This window comes from Pseudomonadota bacterium (assembly GCA_039028935.1).
GTDB lineage: Bacteria > Pseudomonadota > Gammaproteobacteria > Steroidobacterales > SZUA-146 > SZUA-146.
The window spans coordinates 1-16,981 of the sequence record JBCCHD010000061.1; the positions used below are offsets into that span (position 1 = coordinate 1).

The 16,981-nt window shown below is 55.5% G+C and carries 12 protein-coding genes, 1 tRNA gene and 1 pseudogene; all 14 read left to right on the forward strand.

Annotated features, from left to right (window positions below):
- The coding region (tuf, locus tag AAF465_16605) for an elongation factor Tu (protein ID MEM7084351.1) at window positions 1-141 on the forward strand (141 nt) is incomplete at its 5' end.
- A 149-nt stretch (window positions 142-290) separates the two neighbouring features.
- Window positions 291-366: transfer RNA gene (locus AAF465_16610), tRNA-Trp, on the forward strand.
- Between the two features lie 28 nt (window positions 367-394).
- Window positions 395-775: a preprotein translocase subunit SecE gene (gene secE / locus AAF465_16615; GenBank protein MEM7084352.1), complete on the forward strand. Its 381-nt coding sequence runs from the start codon at window positions 395-397 to the stop codon at window positions 773-775.
- Window positions 776-1,309: a transcription termination/antitermination protein NusG gene (nusG, locus tag AAF465_16620; protein ID MEM7084353.1), complete on the forward strand. Its 534-nt coding sequence runs from the start codon at window positions 776-778 to the stop codon at window positions 1,307-1,309. It begins immediately after the preceding gene.
- 123 nt (window positions 1,310-1,432) lie between these two features.
- A complete protein-coding gene (rplK, locus tag AAF465_16625; GenBank protein ID MEM7084354.1) occupies window positions 1,433-1,861 on the forward strand; it encodes a 50S ribosomal protein L11 in 429 nt (142 codons plus the stop codon).
- A gap of 2 nt (window positions 1,862-1,863) precedes the next feature.
- Window positions 1,864-2,559 carry a 50S ribosomal protein L1 gene (rplA, locus tag AAF465_16630; protein MEM7084355.1) on the forward strand — a complete coding sequence of 232 codons (696 nt, stop codon included), beginning with the start codon at window positions 1,864-1,866 and terminating at the stop codon, window positions 2,557-2,559.
- Between the two features lie 248 nt (window positions 2,560-2,807).
- Entirely contained in the window at window positions 2,808-3,335 is a 528-nt protein-coding gene (rplJ, locus tag AAF465_16635; protein ID MEM7084356.1) for a 50S ribosomal protein L10, read from the forward strand.
- A gap of 56 nt (window positions 3,336-3,391) precedes the next feature.
- A complete protein-coding gene (gene rplL / locus AAF465_16640) occupies window positions 3,392-3,769 on the forward strand; it encodes a 50S ribosomal protein L7/L12 (GenBank protein MEM7084357.1) in 378 nt (125 codons plus the stop codon).
- Window positions 3,770-3,951: 182 nt separating this feature from the next.
- Window positions 3,952-8,040 (forward strand): DNA-directed RNA polymerase subunit beta, encoded by a 4,089-nt coding sequence (gene rpoB / locus AAF465_16645; GenBank protein ID MEM7084358.1) that lies wholly within the window; start codon window positions 3,952-3,954, stop codon window positions 8,038-8,040.
- A gap of 74 nt (window positions 8,041-8,114) precedes the next feature.
- Window positions 8,115-12,224, forward strand: a pseudogene (gene rpoC / locus AAF465_16650) (DNA-directed RNA polymerase subunit beta').
- Between the two features lie 471 nt (window positions 12,225-12,695).
- Complete coding sequence (gene rpsL / locus AAF465_16655; GenBank protein ID MEM7084359.1) at window positions 12,696-13,070, forward strand: 30S ribosomal protein S12; 375 nt, start codon at window positions 12,696-12,698, stop codon at window positions 13,068-13,070.
- A gap of 49 nt (window positions 13,071-13,119) precedes the next feature.
- Window positions 13,120-13,599 (forward strand): 30S ribosomal protein S7, encoded by a 480-nt coding sequence (gene rpsG, locus AAF465_16660; GenBank protein MEM7084360.1) that lies wholly within the window; start codon window positions 13,120-13,122, stop codon window positions 13,597-13,599.
- 39 nt (window positions 13,600-13,638) lie between these two features.
- On the forward strand, window positions 13,639-15,735 hold the full coding sequence (gene fusA, locus AAF465_16665) for an elongation factor G (GenBank protein ID MEM7084361.1): 2,097 nt from the start codon (window positions 13,639-13,641) through the stop codon (window positions 15,733-15,735).
- Between the two features lie 55 nt (window positions 15,736-15,790).
- The gene (tuf, locus tag AAF465_16670; protein MEM7084362.1) at window positions 15,791-16,981 is read left to right on the forward strand and encodes an elongation factor Tu; all 1,191 of its coding nucleotides are present in this window, start codon (window positions 15,791-15,793) and stop codon (window positions 16,979-16,981) included.

Genomic DNA, 16,981 nt, shown 5'->3' on the forward strand with positions numbered 1-16,981 from the left:
GAGATGGTGATGCCGGGTGACAACGTGCAGATGACTGTTGAGCTGATTGCACCGATCGCGATGGAAGACGGACTGCGTTTTGCTATCCGCGAAGGTGGCCGCACTGTCGGCGCTGGCGTGGTCGCGAAAATTATCGACTAACGTCGGTCCGGTCCGATCAGCCTGCTGCGATGACGATAAGCAGGGCGAGCGCGCTTGATGACGGGCGCGGCAGTAGCAGTAAGTAGTAAAAGTTGGATACGTTTCGGCCGGTCTTTATGACCGGCCTTGGCGTCCATAGCTTAAGGAGAAGGCCAGTAGCTCAATTGGCAGAGCGACGGTCTCCAAAACCGTAGGTTGGGGGTTCGATTCCCTCCTGGCCTGCCAAGCGCATTAACCGGTTTGGTATAACAGTATGAGTACTTCCAAAACAGACACCGTCGAGCCAGGCTTCGGCGATAAATTGCTGATCGCGTTGGCGGTCGGTGCCGTAGCTGCAGGTATTGTCGGCTTCTATTATCTAGAGGGGCAGGCAGCGTATTTGCGTTTCCTGGCGGTCGTTGGCGGTCTAGCCGCCGGTGCCTTTATTGCCACGCTATCCGAATACGGCAAACGCTTCTGGAGCTTCGTGCAGGGCGCGAAGATCGAGTGGCGCAAAATGGTTTGGCCATCGCGACAGGATGCGATCGGTCAGGCGGTCGCGGTCGTATTGTTTGCGTTTGTCATGGGGTTCTTCTTCTGGGGACTCGATTTCATTTTGCAGGCGGGTCTCGAATTTTTCCGGGGTACGAGCTAGATGGCGCTTCGCTGGTATGTGGTTCACGCGTATTCGAACTTTGAGCATAAAGTTCGTCAGTCGCTGATTGAGCGCATCAAAATGCACGGTCTCGAAGACAAGTTCGGCGAGATATTAGTGCCCACCGAAGAAGTGGTGGAAATGAAAGAAGGCAGCAAGCGTCGCAGCGAGCGCAAGTTTTTTCCGGGGTATGTGTTGGTCCAGATGGAAATGGACGAGGACACCTGGCACCTCGTAAAAGAAGTGCCGAAAGTGTTGGGCTTTATCGGCGGCTCGTCCGATCGACCGGCGCCCATCACGGATCGCGAAGCCGACATTATCTTGCAACGCGTGCAAGAGGGTGTCGACAAGCCACGGCCGAAAGTGTTGTTTGAGCCCGGCGAAGTGGTGCGCGTGATCGATGGTCCGTTCAATGATTTCAACGGGGTCGTCGATCAGGTCAACTATGAGAAAAGTCGACTCCGAGTGGCGGTGCAAATTCTCGGCCGGTCGACGCCGGTTGAACTTGATTTCGGGCAGGTCGAAAAAGCCTAAGCGCTTTTCGGCGTTGCCAAAGATTCGCGTCAGCTTTCGGGTTGACACAACAGCAGCGGTTTTGCGTTACGCAATTCGGTGCACGGGGAGCCTCACGGCGCTTGTACCCATCAGGAGAAAAACATGGCTAAGAAAATTGACGGCTACATTAAGCTGCAAATTCCGGCTGGACAGGCAAACCCCAGTCCGCCGGTCGGTCCCGCGCTCGGTCAGCACGGCGTCAACATCATGGAGTTTTGCAAGGCGTTTAATGCCCATACCGGCAGCATGGAGCCCGGTATGCCGATTCCGGTGGTGATCACGGTTTATAACGACCGCAGTTTCACGTTTATTTCGAAGACGCCGCCGGCAGCCGTGCTGCTTAAGAAGGCAGCTGGCATTAAAAGCGGTAGCGGCGAGCCCAACACCAAGAAAGTGGGCAAAGTCACGCGGGCGCAACTTGAAGAGATTGCTAACGTAAAAATGCAAGACCTCAATGCGAAAGACATTGACTCAGCGATCAACATTATCGCCGGTAGCGCCCGCAGTATGGGCCTTGAAGTGGAGGGTTAGTCATGGGTGCCATGTCAAAGCGAAAGAAAGCGACGCGCGAAAAGGTCGATAGCAATAAGTTTTATGCCATTGATGAGGCGATTGGTCTGGTCAAAGAACTGGCCACGGCGAAGTTTCGTGAGTCGGTTGATGTGTCGGTAAATCTCGGCGTTGACCCACGCAAATCAGACCAGGTTGTGCGCGGCGCCACAGTGCTGCCAAACGGCACGGGTAAAGATGTGCGCGTGGCGGTGTTTGCGCAGGGCGCTAATGCTGAGAAAGCCACCGCGGCGGGTGCCGATCTGGTTGGCTTCGATGATCTGGCCGAGTCCATTCAGGGCGGCGAAATGAATTTTGATGTGGTGGTGGCGACGCCCGACGCGATGCGCGTGGTCGGTAAGCTGGGCCAGATCTTGGGTCCTCGTGGACTCATGCCTAACCCGAAAGTGGGTACGGTGACCGCGGATGTCGAAACGGCAGTAAAAAACGCCAAAGCCGGTCAAGTGCGTTATCGCACGGATAAAGCGGGCATCATTCACTGCACGATTGGTAAAGCCGATTTCGACGTTGCCAAGCTGCAGGAAAATCTCTCAGCGCTGATGGGCGATCTGCAGAAAGCCAAGCCCACCTCCGCTAAAGGTGTCTATTTTCGAAAAGTTACCGTGTCTTCCACGATGGGGCCCGGCGTAGTCGTTGATCAATCTACGCTGAACCTCTAACCGGCAGACGCAGTCAGGAACAGAGCATGCTCTGGCGCACAGGATGTGCGTGCAACACTTGGGCCGCAAAAGTAGCCCGGGTGTTGCTCATCAAAGACCGTAGGTGCTCGAGTCAGTATTCGATCGAGCTTAATTATCCTGCGTAGATGGTGTTACCTAAGTCAGTTTGGCCGCGGTCACCGTCAATTGGGTGAACGGCGTCGTAATAACGCGTCGTTTGATGTTTGACCACTGTCAGGAGATGTCGAATGGCATTGACTTTAAGCAAAAAGAAAGAAGTGGTCGCGGAAGTGAATGCGGTGGCATCCGAAGCCTTATCGGCGGTGGGTGCTGAGTACCGTGGGCTGACGGTTGAACAGCTGACCGAGTTGCGTGTTGAAGCGCACAAGTCAGGTGTTTTTCTGAAGGTCGTCAAAAACTCGCTGGCTAAGCGCGCGTTGGCGGGCACCGACTTTGAGTGCATGAACGACTCACTGGTCGGTCCTATCATTCTGGCGTTTTCGATGGAAGACCCAGGCGCAGCGGCTCGCATTGTTAAAGACTTCACGAAAGGCAACGACAAGCTGGTTGTCAAAATGCTGTCGGTTGGTGGTGATCTACTGCCCGCCAGTGATTTGGCAAGAATGGCGTCACTGCCGACCCGCGATCAGGCGATTGCGATGCTCATGGGTGTAATGAAAGCACCGATCGAGAAGTTCGTACGCACACTGGCAGAACCGACGACGAAGATGGTCCGCACGATCGATGCGGTACGCGCGCAAAAAGAAGCGGCGTAGCGTCACGGTTCGACTACATATTTGGTAACACTTAAAAAGATTAATTGGAGTAAGAAATGGCTGTTTCAACTGACGAAATTTTAGATGCGATCTCAGGCATGAGCGTGATGGAGGTTGTTGACCTCATCAGCGCGATGGAAGAGAAATTTGGTGTCACGGCGGCTGCCCCAGTGGCAGTGGCGGCTGCAGGCCCTGCTGAAGGCGGCGCCGCGGCGGAAGAAAAGACTGAGTTTGACGTTGTTATGACCAGCTTCGGCAGCAACAAAGTGCCGGTGATTAAAGCGGTTCGCGGCATCACGGGTCTGGGTCTTAAAGAAGCCAAAGAATTGGTTGAAGGCGCGCCTTCACCAATTAAAGAAGGCGTCAACAAAGACGAAGCCGAAGACATCAAGAAGCAACTGGAAGAAGCCGGCGCTTCGGTCGAAGTCAAGTAATCGATCGTTGTTGGTTTCGGGTCGGCAGGACGTGTCCTGCAGGTCCTGATAGCGCATGTGCCGGCGGTTTTTAACCGCCGGCTTTTGCGGTTTATCAAAAAGCAGATTTTTGGGGTGACGGGCTGCCCCAGTTCCAGGCGGAACGAATAACGGTCCGGAGCAAATAGATGAGGTCACCGACCATGGCTTATGCTTTTACTGAGAAAAAGCGCATTCGTAAAGACTTTGGCAAACGCCCAAGTATCCTCAACGTTCCTTACTTGCTGTCGATTCAGCTTGATTCCTATCGAAAGTTCTTGCAGGCCGACACGCCTGTGGAAGACCGTATCGACCAGGGATTGCACGCTGCGTTTCAGACCGTGCTGCCAATTGTCAGCTACAGCGGCAACGCAGCGCTCGAATATGTGAGCTATCGCCTCGGCAAGCCGATTTTCGACGTCAAGGAATGTCAACTGCGTGGTCTAACCTATGCGGCGCCGTTGCGAGTCAAAGTGCGTTTGGTGATCTACGATAAAGAAGCCTCGGGCGCCAAGAAACCGGTCAAAGAAGTGCGAGACCAGGAAGTGTATCTGGGCGAATTGCCGCTGATGACCGAAAACGGCACGTTTGTGATTAACGGCACCGAGCGGGTGATTGTGTCTCAGCTTCACCGCTCTCCTGGCGTGTTCTTCGATCACGACAAAGGTAAAACGCATTCCTCGGGTAAAGTGCTCTACTCTGCCCGTGTGATTCCTTACCGTGGTTCTTGGTTGGACTTTGAGTTCGATCCAAAAGATGGCGTGTTCTCCCGAATCGACCGTCGACGCAAGTTGCCGGTGACGATCATTTTGCGAGCGCTGGGTCTTGAGAATCATGAAATTCTCGATATTTTCTTTGAGAAAAATAAGTTCGAATTCCAAGGTGATGACATCACCATGGATCTCGATCCTGAGCGACTCAAAGGTGATACTGCCGGTTTTGACCTTGTCGTCGGCGGCAAGGTGCTGGTCGAGGAAGGGCGTCGCATCACCGCGCGTCACGTGCGTGAACTGACCAAAGCGAAAGTCACCTCGATGGCGGTGCCGCCAGATTACCTGGTCGGTAAAATTGGGGCGCACGATGTCGTCGATCCGGAAACGGGCGAGGTTCTAGCGACAGCAAACGACGAACTCATCCTTGAACAGGTAGAGTCTTTTGTAAAAGCCGGTATTACTGAAATTGAGACGTTGTACGTCAACGATCTTGACCGCGGTCCGTTTATCTCGAACACGCTGCGTATCGATACGACAACCAATCGACTTGAGGCGCTGGTTGAAATTTATCGCATGATGCGCCCGGGCGAGCCGCCCACTAAAGACGCGGCGGAGAACCTGTTTCAAAACTTGTTCTTTAACCCGGAGCGCTATGATCTGTCGGCTGTGGGGCGCATGAAGTTCAATCGCCGCGTGGGGCGTAAAGATTCGGAAGGCGAAGGCATTCTCTCGCGCGAAGATATCATTGCAGTCCTCAAAACGCTGATCGACATCCGAAATGGCAAGGGCGTTGTTGACGACATCGACCATCTCGGTAACCGTCGAATTCGCAGCGTTGGCGAAATGGCCGAGAACGCTTTCCGTATTGGTCTTGTCCGCGTTGAGCGCGCCGTCAAAGAGCGCCTGACGTCGGCTGAAGCGGACGGTTTGATGCCGCAAGAAATGATTAACGCCAAACCCGTGGCCGCTGCCGTCAAAGAGTTTTTCGGTTCCAGTCAACTCTCGCAGTTCATGGATCAGAACAACCCGCTGTCGGAAGTGACCCACAAACGCCGCGTGTCGGCGCTTGGTCCGGGCGGCCTGACGCGTGAACGCGCCGGGTTTGAGGTGCGCGATGTTCACCCGACGCACTACGGTCGGGTATGTCCGATTGAAACGCCTGAAGGGCCAAACATCGGCCTGATTAACTCGCTGGCAGTCTATGCCCGCACCAACGACTACGGCTTTCTCGAAACACCGTATCGAAAGGTGAAAGATGGAAAGGTGACGGCTGATATTGAATATTTGTCGGCCATCGAAGAGAGCGAATACGTTATTGCTCAGGCCAACGCGGAGCTCGACGACAGCGGCCAATTCGAGGATGAACTTGTGTCTTGCCGACACATGAACGAGTTTACGATGACGGGTCCGGAGCGAATCCAGTATATGGATGTGTCGCCGCGCCAGATCGTGTCTGTTGCCGCGTCGCTTATTCCTTTCTTGGAACATGACGATGCAAACCGCGCGCTCATGGGTTCAAACATGCAGCGACAGGCGGTGCCGACGCTGCGAGCTGAAAAGCCGTTTGTCGGCACGGGCATGGAGCGTACCGTGGCGGTCGACTCGGGTGTTACGGTTGTCGCACGTCGCGGCGGCAAAGTGGATTCAGTGGACGCCTCGCGTATCGTCATTCGTGTGAACGACGACGAGACCGTCGCCGGTGAATCGGGTGTGGATATTTACAACCTCACTAAATACACCCGCTCCAACCAAAACACCTGCATCAACCAGCGGCCGTTGGTGCTGGCAGGCGATGCGGTGGCGCGTGGCGATGTGATGGCCGATGGGCCGTCCACGGATTTGGGCGAGCTCGCGCTCGGTCAGAACCTACTCGTCGCGTTTATGCCGTGGAATGGTTACAACTTTGAAGACTCGATTTTGATCTCAGAACGTGTCGTTCAAGAAGACCGATTCACGACGATTCATATCGAAGAACTGGCGTGTGTCGCGCGCGACACGAAACTGGGTTCTGAAGAGATCACGGCGGATATCCCGAACGTGGGTGATTCGGCGCTTGGCAAACTTGACGAGTCCGGTATCGCGTACATCGGTGCGGAAGTAAAAGGCGGGGACATTCTCGTCGGCAAGGTGACGCCGAAGGGCGAATCTCAGCTCACGCCGGAAGAGAAACTGCTGCGCGCGATTTTCGGTGAAAAAGCCAGCGACGTAAAAGACACGTCGCTGCGTGTACCGCCTGGCATGGACGGCACAGTGATTGACGTGCGGGTCTTTACACGCGACGGCGTCGACAAAGACTCACGTGCGTTGGCCATTGAGGCAGCCGAGCTCGAGAGCGTGCAGAAAGATCTTTCCGATCAGCAGCGTATTCTCGAAGGCGACGTGTTTGAGCGTATCGAGCGTCTGCTGACCGGCAAAGTCGCGGAGGGTGGTCCGGACGGGCTCAAGTCAGGATCCAAAGTGACCGCGCAGTATCTGGCCGATCTCGAGCGCAAGAAGTGGTTCGAAATTCGCCTGCGCAGTGAAGAGGCGAATAAGCAGCTCGAAGAGGCGGCCAAACTGCTGGCCGACCAGGAAGAGGGCTTCCGCAAAAAATACGAAGAGAAACGCGTCAAAATTACCGCCGGTGACGATCTCGCGCCGGGCGTGCTTAAGATGGTCAAGGTGTACCTTGCCGTTAAGCGTCGCGTTCAACCCGGCGACAAGATGGCCGGTCGCCACGGCAACAAAGGTGTGATTTCCACCATTGTGCCGGTGGAAGACATGCCATACATGGAGGACGGTACGCCAGTCGATATCGTGCTCAACCCGCTGGGTGTGCCGTCACGCATGAACGTCGGCCAGGTGCTTGAGACGCATCTTGGTTGGGCCGCGCGAGGACTCGGTCTGAAGATCGGCAAGATGCTGGACGACAAGGGCGAGGTCACTGAGCTACGCGATTTCCTCGACAAAGTGTACAACCAGTCGGGCGGTCGCGAGGAAGATATTACGAGCCTAAGCGACCACGAGGTACTGGAACTTGCCGGCAACCTGCGCAGCGGCGTGCCGATGGCAACGCCGGTGTTTGATGGTGCTGCTGAGACGGAAATTCGCAACATGTTTAAGTTGGCGGATATGCCCGAGTCAGGACAAACCCAGCTCATCGACGGCCGCACGGGCCAGTATTTCGATCGGCACACCACGGTCGGCTACATGTACATGCTGAAGCTCAATCACCTCGTCGATGACAAGATGCATGCGCGTTCCACTGGGCCTTACAGTCTGGTAACGCAACAGCCACTGGGTGGTAAAGCACAGTTCGGTGGACAGCGATTCGGAGAGATGGAGGTCTGGGCGCTCGAGGCCTATGGCGCTTCCTACACACTCCAGGAAATGCTGACGGTTAAATCGGACGATGTGCAAGGTCGAACCAAGATGTACAAGAACATTGTCGATGGCGAACACGCCATGGATCCGGGTATGCCCGAATCGTTTAACGTTTTGGTCAAAGAAATTCGCTCTTTGGGCATCAACGTTGAACTCGAGCAGGATCCAACCACGTAACGCAATCCGCGACAGCAGTTTGGGTTACGCCAGCGCGTAAGAAACACAGCAAATCCTGAATGGATGGGTGACATATGAAAGACCTATTGAAATTGTTCAAACAGCAGGCTCCGGTTGAAGACTTCGATGCAATCCGCATCGGTCTTGCTTCACCGGACATGGTGCGTTCGTGGTCATTTGGAGAAGTCAAAAAACCAGAGACCATTAACTACCGTACGTTCAAGCCCGAGCGTGATGGTCTGTTTTGCGCCAAGATTTTTGGCCCAGTCAAGGATTACGAATGCCTTTGCGGTAAGTACAAACGCCTCAAGCACCGCGGTGTCGTGTGTGAAAAATGTGGCGTTGAAGTGACGCAGTCAAAAGTTCGACGCGAGCGCATGGCGCATATCGAACTGGCGTCGCCAGTTGCCCATATCTGGTTCCTAAAATCACTGCCCTCGCGCATTGGCCTTATGCTCGACATGACCCTGCGTGAAATTGAGCGTGTACTGTACTTCGAGGCGTTCGTGGTGGTCGACCCCGGCCTGACGCCGCTCGAGCGTGGCAGTCTCATGTCCGACGATGGCTATCTTGAAGCCATTGAAGAGCATGGCGATGAGTTTGATGCGCGCATGGGTGCAGAAGCCGTGCATGAAATGCTGCGCACACTTGACCTCAACGAAGAGATTGAGAAAGTGCGGGAAGAGATCGCCGGAACGAAGAGCGAAACTCGAATCAAACGCGCGTCGAAACGTCTTAAGCTGCTTGAAGCGTTCATCGAATCGGGCAATAAGCCCGAATGGATGGTGCTGACGGTTCTGCCGGTGTTGCCACCTGACTTACGCCCATTGGTGCCGCTGGAAGGGGGGCGATTCGCAACGTCTGATTTGAACGATCTGTATCGACGTGTGATCAACCGCAACAACCGACTGCGTCGCCTGCTTGAACTTAACGCACCCGACATCATCGTGCGAAACGAAAAGCGGATGCTGCAGGAGTCTGTGGATGCGCTGCTCGACAACGGTCGACGTGGTCGCGCGATTTCCGGCACAAACAAGCGACCGCTCAAATCGCTTGCGGACATGATCAAAGGTAAGCAGGGGCGCTTCCGTCAAAACCTCCTGGGTAAGCGTGTTGATTACTCCGGTCGTTCGGTGATCGTGGTGGGTCCGACGCTTAAGCTGCACCAGTGTGGTTTGCCTAAGAAGATGGCGCTTGAGCTCTTCAAGCCGTTCATTTTCAGTCGATTGCAGAAAAAAGACCTTGCACAAACAATCAAGGCCGCCAAACGCTTGGTGGAGCGAGAGGGGCCCGAAGTTTGGGATATTCTCGCTAAAGTCATTCGTGAGCATCCAGTCATGCTTAACCGTGCACCGACACTGCACCGATTAGGCATTCAGGCGTTTGAGCCGGTGCTCATCGAGGGTAAAGCGATTCAGTTGCACCCGTTGGTGTGCACGGCGTTCAACGCGGACTTTGACGGCGACCAAATGGCCGTGCACGTGCCGCTATCGATTGAGGCCCAGCTTGAAGCACGCGCACTGATGATGTCGTCCAACAACATTTTGTCGCCTGCCAATGGCGAGCCCATTATTGTGCCGTCTCAAGACGTGGTGCTTGGGCTGTATTTCATGACGCGCACACGGGTCAATGCCAAAGGCGAAGGCATGTTCTTCTCCGACATTGACGAAGTTCATCGTGCGCACGAAAACGGCGTGGCGGATCTGCAGGCTATGGTCAAAGCGCGCATCCGTGACACCTGGACGGATGAAAATGGTGACGTGCAGACCAAATACCGGGTGGTTGATACGACGGTTGGCCGAGCGCTGATCTCAGAAATCCTGCCGGAAGGACTGGCGTTTGAACATGTCAATCAGGATCTCAATAAGCGTGCGATTTCCAATCTGATTAACCGCAGCTATCGGGTGTGCGGGCTTAAGAAGACCGTCGTTTTCGCGGACAAACTGATGTACACCGGTTTTAGCTACGCCACCAAATCGGGCGTGTCGATCGGCATCGGCGACATGGTCGTGCCGGCCGAGAAGTCCGGTATTTTGGCGGCAGCAGAAACCGACGTTCGCGAAATTGAAGATCAGTACGCGTCCGGCTTGGTCACGAACGGCGAACGCTACAACAAAGTTGTCGACATTTGGTCACGCACCAACGACCAAGTTGCGAAAGCTATGATGAACAAGCTCGGTACTGAGCAAGTCGTCGCAGCTGATGGATCGGAAGTCGAACAAGAGTCGTTCAACTCGATTTACATGATGGCCGATTCGGGCGCGCGAGGTAGTGCCGCTCAGATCCGTCAGCTCGCCGGTATGCGAGGCCTTATGGCCAAACCCGACGGGTCGATTATCGAAACGCCGATCACCGCCAACTTCCGCGAAGGTCTGAATGTTCTGCAGTACTTCATCTCGACCCACGGCGCACGTAAAGGTCTGGCCGATACGGCGCTCAAAACGGCAAACTCCGGGTATTTGACCCGACGCCTGGTCGATGTTGCTCAGGATCTGGTGGTGACGGAAGTGGATTGCGGCACCCAGAATGGCCTGCTCATGGCGCCGATCGTTGAAGGCGGCGACGTGGTGGAAGGTTTGGGTGAGCGTGTGCTCGGTCGTGTGTTGGCCGTGGACGTGCTCAAGCCGGGCACCGAGGAAGTCTTGCTCGAAGCCGGTACGCTGATCGATGAGAAACTAGTCGAGCTGCTCGAAGAGATGTCAGTCGATCAAGTGCTCGTCCGATCGCCGATCTCCTGCGAAACCCGCTATGGCGTTTGTTCCATGTGCTACGGGCGTGACCTGGCGCGTGGACACCTGATCAACCAAGGCGAGGCCGTTGGTGTGATCGCCGCGCAGTCTATCGGTGAACCCGGTACGCAGCTGACGATGCGCACGTTCCACATTGGTGGTGCTGCTTCTCGAGCCGCTGCAGTCAGCAGTGTTGAAACCAAGCACGCCGGTAGCATTCGCTTGCACACGATGAAAACAGTTGCCCACTCCAAAGGGCACTTGGTGGCGGTTTCGCGTTCAGGCGAAATCGGCATCATCGATGAGTTTGGTCGTGAGCGCGAACGCTACAAAGTGCCCTATGGCGCCAACATCACCGTCAACGAGGGCGATGAAGTTGCGGCGGGACAGGTTGTGGCAAATTGGGATCCGCACACGCACCCGGTTGTCACCGAGGTCGCGGGTCGCATTAAGTTCCAAGACTTTGAAGAGGGCGTGACGGTATCGGCCGAGACCGACGAATTTACCGGCGTCACGAGTTTGGTGATCACTGATCCTAAGCAGCGCGGTTCGGCGGGCAAAGACTTGCGCCCTCAAGCCATGCTGGTGGATGAAAATGGCGACAGCATTTGTTTTGCCAACACCGACATTCCGGCGGTTTACACGCTACCGGCCGGTGCGGTGATCAACCTTGAAGACGGTGCGAGCGTGGAAGTGGGTGACGTGCTTGCCCGAATTCCACAAGAGGGTTCAAAGAACCGCGACATCACCGGTGGTCTGCCACGTGTGGCCGACTTGTTTGAGGCGCGCAAGCCCAAAGAGTCAGCCATTTTGGCCGAAGTGACCGGTACCATTTCGTTTGGTAAGGAAACAAAAGGTAAGCGTCGACTCATTATCACCGGCGATGGTGATGATGATTTCGAAGGCCTGATTCCAAAATGGCGTCACCTGTTGGTCTTCGAAGGTGAAACCGTGGCCAAGGGTGAGATCATCGCAGAGGGTGAAGAGAGCCCGCATGACATTCTGCGCTTGCGTGGCGTTGACCGTCTGGCCGATTACTTGGTGAAAGAGATTCAGGAGGTGTATCGACTTCAGGGTGTGCGGATTAATGATAAGCACATCGAAGTCATCATCCGCCAGATGCTTCGCAAGGTCGAAATCACCGATCCGGGCGACAGTAATTTGCTGCGCGGTGAGCAAGTGCATCGCTCCAGTCTCTATGAGATCAACGATAAGCTCGTGGCCGAGGACAAGGAGCCGGCGGTATTTGAGCCGATCCTTCTGGGTATTACCAAGGCGTCGCTGGCAACCGAGTCGTTCATTTCAGCGGCTTCGTTCCAGGAGACCACACGTGTATTGACCGAAGCGGCGGTGCGCGGATTACGTGACGACTTGCGCGGATTGAAGGAAAACGTGATCGTCGGGCGCCTTATTCCAGCGGGTACAGGCTTTGCGCATCATCAAGAAATGCGTCAGTCGCGCGTCACCAAAACGACCGATGAGCTGCTGGCTGAAGAGCTTGAGGCGCACAGTCTGGCCGAGGCCGCGGCAGAAAACAGCGAAATTGAGGCCGGTTCGCAGGTCGATGGTGCCGAAACGGAGGCATCGGTGGCGGCAGAAGGAGAGGAGACGGCGGAGGCGGTCGAGTCTTCAGAAGCACCGACTGAAGAGGGGCCGAAGAGCGGCGACGAATCCTGAGGATTTTGCGCTGCACAATGCTTGACATGTCCGGGGGTCGGCACATAGAATTTCGGCCCTTTTGACAGGTTTGGCGACCCACTCGTTGCCTGGACCGCGGTCAAAGGCAAGTTTGACAGGCTGCAGGCCGACCATTGCGTCGGCCTGCAGTTTTTGTGCGTATTGCGACTCTGAGTATCGGCAGCAGGCTGTCGGATGGTCAGGGTAAATTAGCTTGATAAACAAAGATGTAATTCATCGAGAGACACTATGGCAACAACCAATCAACTCGTCCGCAAGGGCCGTCGTACCAAAGTGGATAAATCCACGGTACCTGCGCTGGCCGCTTGTCCACAAAAACGCGGTGTGTGCACACGCGTTTACACCACCACGCCCAAGAAGCCGAATTCGGCCATGCGCAAAGTCGCTCGTGTGCGACTCACCAATGGCTTTGAGGTCACAAGCTACATCGGTGGCGAGGGACATAACCTTCAGGAGCACTCAGTGGTGCTGATTCGCGGTGGACGTGTGAAAGACTTGCCGGGTGTGCGCTATCACACTGTGCGCGGCACGCTTGACTGTGCTGGCGTTAATGATCGCCGGCAGGGTCGGTCGAAGTACGGCGCCAAGCGACCGAAGGGCTAAGCGGCGATCGCTGGCTTTGATCACAGAATTCACCAACAGGTAATAGAACATGTCACGCAGAACTCAGGCTCCTAAACGCATCGTCTTGCCGGATCCCAAATACAAAAACGAAATGCTGGCCAAATTCATGAACATGATTATGGTCGACGGTAAAAAGTCGGTAGCAGAGCGCATTATTTATGGCGCGCTTGATCGCATCGGCGAGCGTAGTGGCCAGATGGATGAAAAAGCTGTTGAGCTTCTCGAAACGGCGCTCGAAAACGTGAAGCCTGCGGTTGAGGTGAAGAGCCGACGCGTGGGTGGTGCAACGTACCAGGTGCCTGTTGAAGTGCGTCCGGCCCGTCGTCAGACGCTAGCTATGCGCTGGATGATCGACGCCGCACGCAAGCGCAATGAAAAAACCATGGCCCACCGTCTTGCGCATGAGCTGCTCGACGCGGCTGAGAATCGCGGTGCAGCCGTGAAGAAGCGTGAAGACACGCACAAGATGGCTGAAGCCAACAAGGCGTTCTCGCACTACCGCTGGTAGGGGAAGCCCAAAGCACAACGCAACACAGAGTACGTAAAGGTGGCCCGTTCTACACCCATTGATCGCTATCGCAACATTGGGATCATGGCGCATATTGACGCCGGCAAAACGACCACCACTGAGCGCATTCTTTTTTACACCGGCGTCTCGCACAAGATTGGCGAAGTGCACGACGGCGCGGCCACCATGGACTGGATGGAGCAGGAGCAGGAGCGAGGCATAACCATCACCTCGGCTGCGACTACCTGTTTCTGGCAAGGCATGGAGCAACAGTACCAGCAGCACCGGATTAATATCATCGATACCCCGGGGCACGTTGATTTCACCATTGAGGTGGAGCGATCGCTGCGGGTGCTCGATAGTGCAGTGGCGGTATTTTGCGCCGTCGGTGGCGTCGAGCCGCAGTCGGAGACAGTGTGGCGACAGGCAACAAAGTACAGCGTGCCGCGCTTGGCGTTTGTCAACAAAATGGACCGCGCAGGGGCTGACTTTCTGCGTGTAGTCGAACAGATTAGAACCCGGTTGGGCGCGAACCCGGTGCCGGTGCAGCTGCCGATTGGTGCAGAAGAACATTTTTCTGGTGTGATCGACCTTCTGTCTATGCAGGCGATTTACTGGGACGAAGATCAAAAAGGTGTGACTTTCGAACGAAGAGAGATTCCGCCTGAACTGCTCGACGAGGCCAATGCCTGGCGAGAAAACATGGTCGAGGCGGCGGCCGAGGCCGACGAGTCGTTGATGGATGCTTACCTTGAAGAGGGTGAGCTGTCGATCGATGACATTAAGAGAGGGCTGCGAGTACGCACGATTGCCAATGAAGTGGTGGTCGCGCTGTGCGGTTCAGCGTTTAAGAACAAAGGCGTGCAGGCGGTGCTCGATGCGGTCGTAGACTACATGCCGTCTCCGGTCGATGTGCCGCCGATTGTGGGCCTCGACCACAACGATCATGAGCTCACGCGGCCGAGCGACGATGAGCAGGCGTTTTCGTCGCTAGCGTTTAAGATTGCCACCGATCCGTTCGTGGGTAATCTGACCTTCATCCGAGTGTATTCGGGTGTGCTTAAGTCGGGTGACACGGTGTTTAACCCGATAAAAGGGAAGAAGGAGCGCATCGGTCGATTGCTGCAAATGCATTCGAATGATCGCGAGGAAATTAAAGAAGTTCGCGCCGGTGATATTGCTGCCGCTGTTGGACTGAAGGATGTGACCACGGGCGACACGCTGTGCGCGTCGTCGGCGGTGATCACGCTGGAACGCATGGAATTTCCGGAGCCTGTTATTTCGGTAGCAGTCGAGCCGAAGACCATCGCTGACCAGGAAAAAATGTCGGTCGCACTGGGCAAGTTGGCCAAAGAAGATCCGTCGTTTGTTGTGCGCACCGAAGAGGAGTCGGGACAGACCATCATATCCGGGATGGGCGAGTTACATCTGGATATTATCGTTGACCGCATGAGCCGCGAATTCAACGTGGTGGCCAATGTTGGTAAGCCGCAGGTGGCCTACCGCGAAGCGATCACCGAAACGGTTACGCAGGAAGGTAAGTTTGTAAAACAAAGCGGTGGTAAGGGCCAGTATGGGCATGTGTTCCTGAAGGTGGAGCCCACCGAGCGCGGCGCGGGTTATGAGTTTGTTGATGAAATAACCGGTGGTGTCGTCCCGAAAGAGTTTATTTCGGCGGTTGATAAGGGCGTGAAGGAGCGTATGCATTCGGGGGTGATTGCGGGCTATCCGACGGTAGATTGCAAAGTCACGTTGTATGACGGTTCGTATCATGACGTTGACTCGAGCGAAATCGCGTTCAAAATCGCCGGCAGTCTGGCGTTTGGAGACGCGGCGCGTAACGCAGGACCCGTGTTGTTAGAGCCGGTCATGCAGGTCGAGGTGGTGACACCGGAAGACTATTTGGGCGATGTGATGGGTGACCTGAATCGTCGCCGAGGGGTAACGCAAGGCATGGAGGAAGCGCCCGCAGGAAGGGTGATTCGTGCCGAGGTGCCGCTAGCCGAGATGTTTGGCTATGCGACCAGCCTGCGCTCGATGAGCCAGGGCCGCGCGACCTACTCGATGGAGTTTGAGAAATACAGCACGGTGCCGAAGGCGGTGGCCGATGCGTTGCTTAATAGAGATTACGGTTAATCGTATTTAAACAGCCTGATGTTCTGCATCAGCAAACTTAAGGTAGATAAGGCTCATGTCTAAGGAAAAATTTGAAAGAAACAAGCCGCACGTAAACGTCGGCACGATTGGTCACGTTGACCATGGGAAGACGACGCTGACGGCGGCATTGACGAAGGTCATGGCGGATGTACACGGTGGCGAGCAAAAAGCTTTCGATCAAATTGACAACGCCCCCGAAGAGCGTGAGCGTGGTATCACGATTGCGACGGCGCACGTTGAGTACGAGAGTGCTGATCGTCACTATGCGCACGTGGATTGTCCAGGTCACGCGGACTACGTGAAGAACATGATCACGGGTGCGGCGCAGATGGACGGTGCGATTTTGGTGTGTTCGGCGGCGGACGGTCCGATGCCTCAGACACGCGAGCACATTTTGTTGGCGCGTCAGGTTGGTGTGCCTTACATCGTGGTGTTTTTGAACAAGGCCGACATGGTTGACGACGAAGAGTTGTTGGAGTTGGTTGAGATGGAAGTACGCGATCTTCTGTCGACGTACGAGTTTCCAGGCGACGACACGCCGATTATTACCGGTTCGGCGCTGAAGGCGCTGGAGGGCGACACGTCCGACATTGGTCAGGGCGCGGTGGTGAAGCTGGTTGAGGCGATGGACTCGTACATTCCGGAGCCAGAGCGAGCGGTTGACGGTGATTTTCTGATGCCGGTTGAAGACGTGTTCTCGATTTCGGGTCGCGGCACGGTGGTCACGGGCCGCATCGAGCGAGGTGTGGTGAACGTGGGTGACGAAGTGGCGATTGTTGGCATCAAAGACACGGTGAAGACCACGTGTACGGGTGTGGAGATGTTCCGCAAGCTGCTGGACCAGGGCATGGCGGGCGACAACGTGGGTGTGCTGTTGCGTGGTACGAAGCGTGAAGAAGTGGAGCGAGGTCAGGTGTTGGCCAAGCCTGGTTCGATCACACCGCACACCAAGTTTGAAGCCGAGGTGTACATTCTGACCAAAGAAGAGGGTGGTCGACACACGCCGTTCTTCAAGGGATATCGCCCGCAGTTTTACTTCCGTACGACGGACGTAACGGGTGCGTGTGAGTTGCCGGACGGTGTTGAGATGGTGATGCCGGGTGACAACGTGCAGATGACTGTTGAGCTGATTGCACCGATCGCGATGGAAGACGGACTGCGTTTTGCTATCCGCGAAGGTGGCCGCACTGTCGGCGCTGGCGTGGTCGCGAAAATTATCGACTAA

What these genes read in the sequence shown, in the direction of transcription:
- nusG (MEM7084353.1), top strand. Translation starts at nt 776, where the DNA reads ATGGCGCTTCGCTGGTATGTGGTTCACGCGTATTCGAACTTTGAGCAT.
- rplL (MEM7084357.1), top strand. Translation starts at nt 3,392, where the DNA reads ATGGCTGTTTCAACTGACGAAATTTTAGATGCGATCTCAGGCATGAGC.
- tuf (MEM7084362.1), top strand. Translation starts at nt 15,791, where the DNA reads ATGTCTAAGGAAAAATTTGAAAGAAACAAGCCGCACGTAAACGTCGGC.
- rplA (MEM7084355.1), top strand. Translation starts at nt 1,864, where the DNA reads ATGGGTGCCATGTCAAAGCGAAAGAAAGCGACGCGCGAAAAGGTCGAT.
- rplJ (MEM7084356.1), top strand. Translation starts at nt 2,808, where the DNA reads ATGGCATTGACTTTAAGCAAAAAGAAAGAAGTGGTCGCGGAAGTGAAT.
- rpsG (MEM7084360.1), top strand. Translation starts at nt 13,120, where the DNA reads ATGTCACGCAGAACTCAGGCTCCTAAACGCATCGTCTTGCCGGATCCC.
- rpoB (MEM7084358.1), top strand. Translation starts at nt 3,952, where the DNA reads ATGGCTTATGCTTTTACTGAGAAAAAGCGCATTCGTAAAGACTTTGGC.
- rpsL (MEM7084359.1), top strand. Translation starts at nt 12,696, where the DNA reads ATGGCAACAACCAATCAACTCGTCCGCAAGGGCCGTCGTACCAAAGTG.
- rplK (MEM7084354.1), top strand. Translation starts at nt 1,433, where the DNA reads ATGGCTAAGAAAATTGACGGCTACATTAAGCTGCAAATTCCGGCTGGA.
- secE (MEM7084352.1), top strand. Translation starts at nt 395, where the DNA reads ATGAGTACTTCCAAAACAGACACCGTCGAGCCAGGCTTCGGCGATAAA.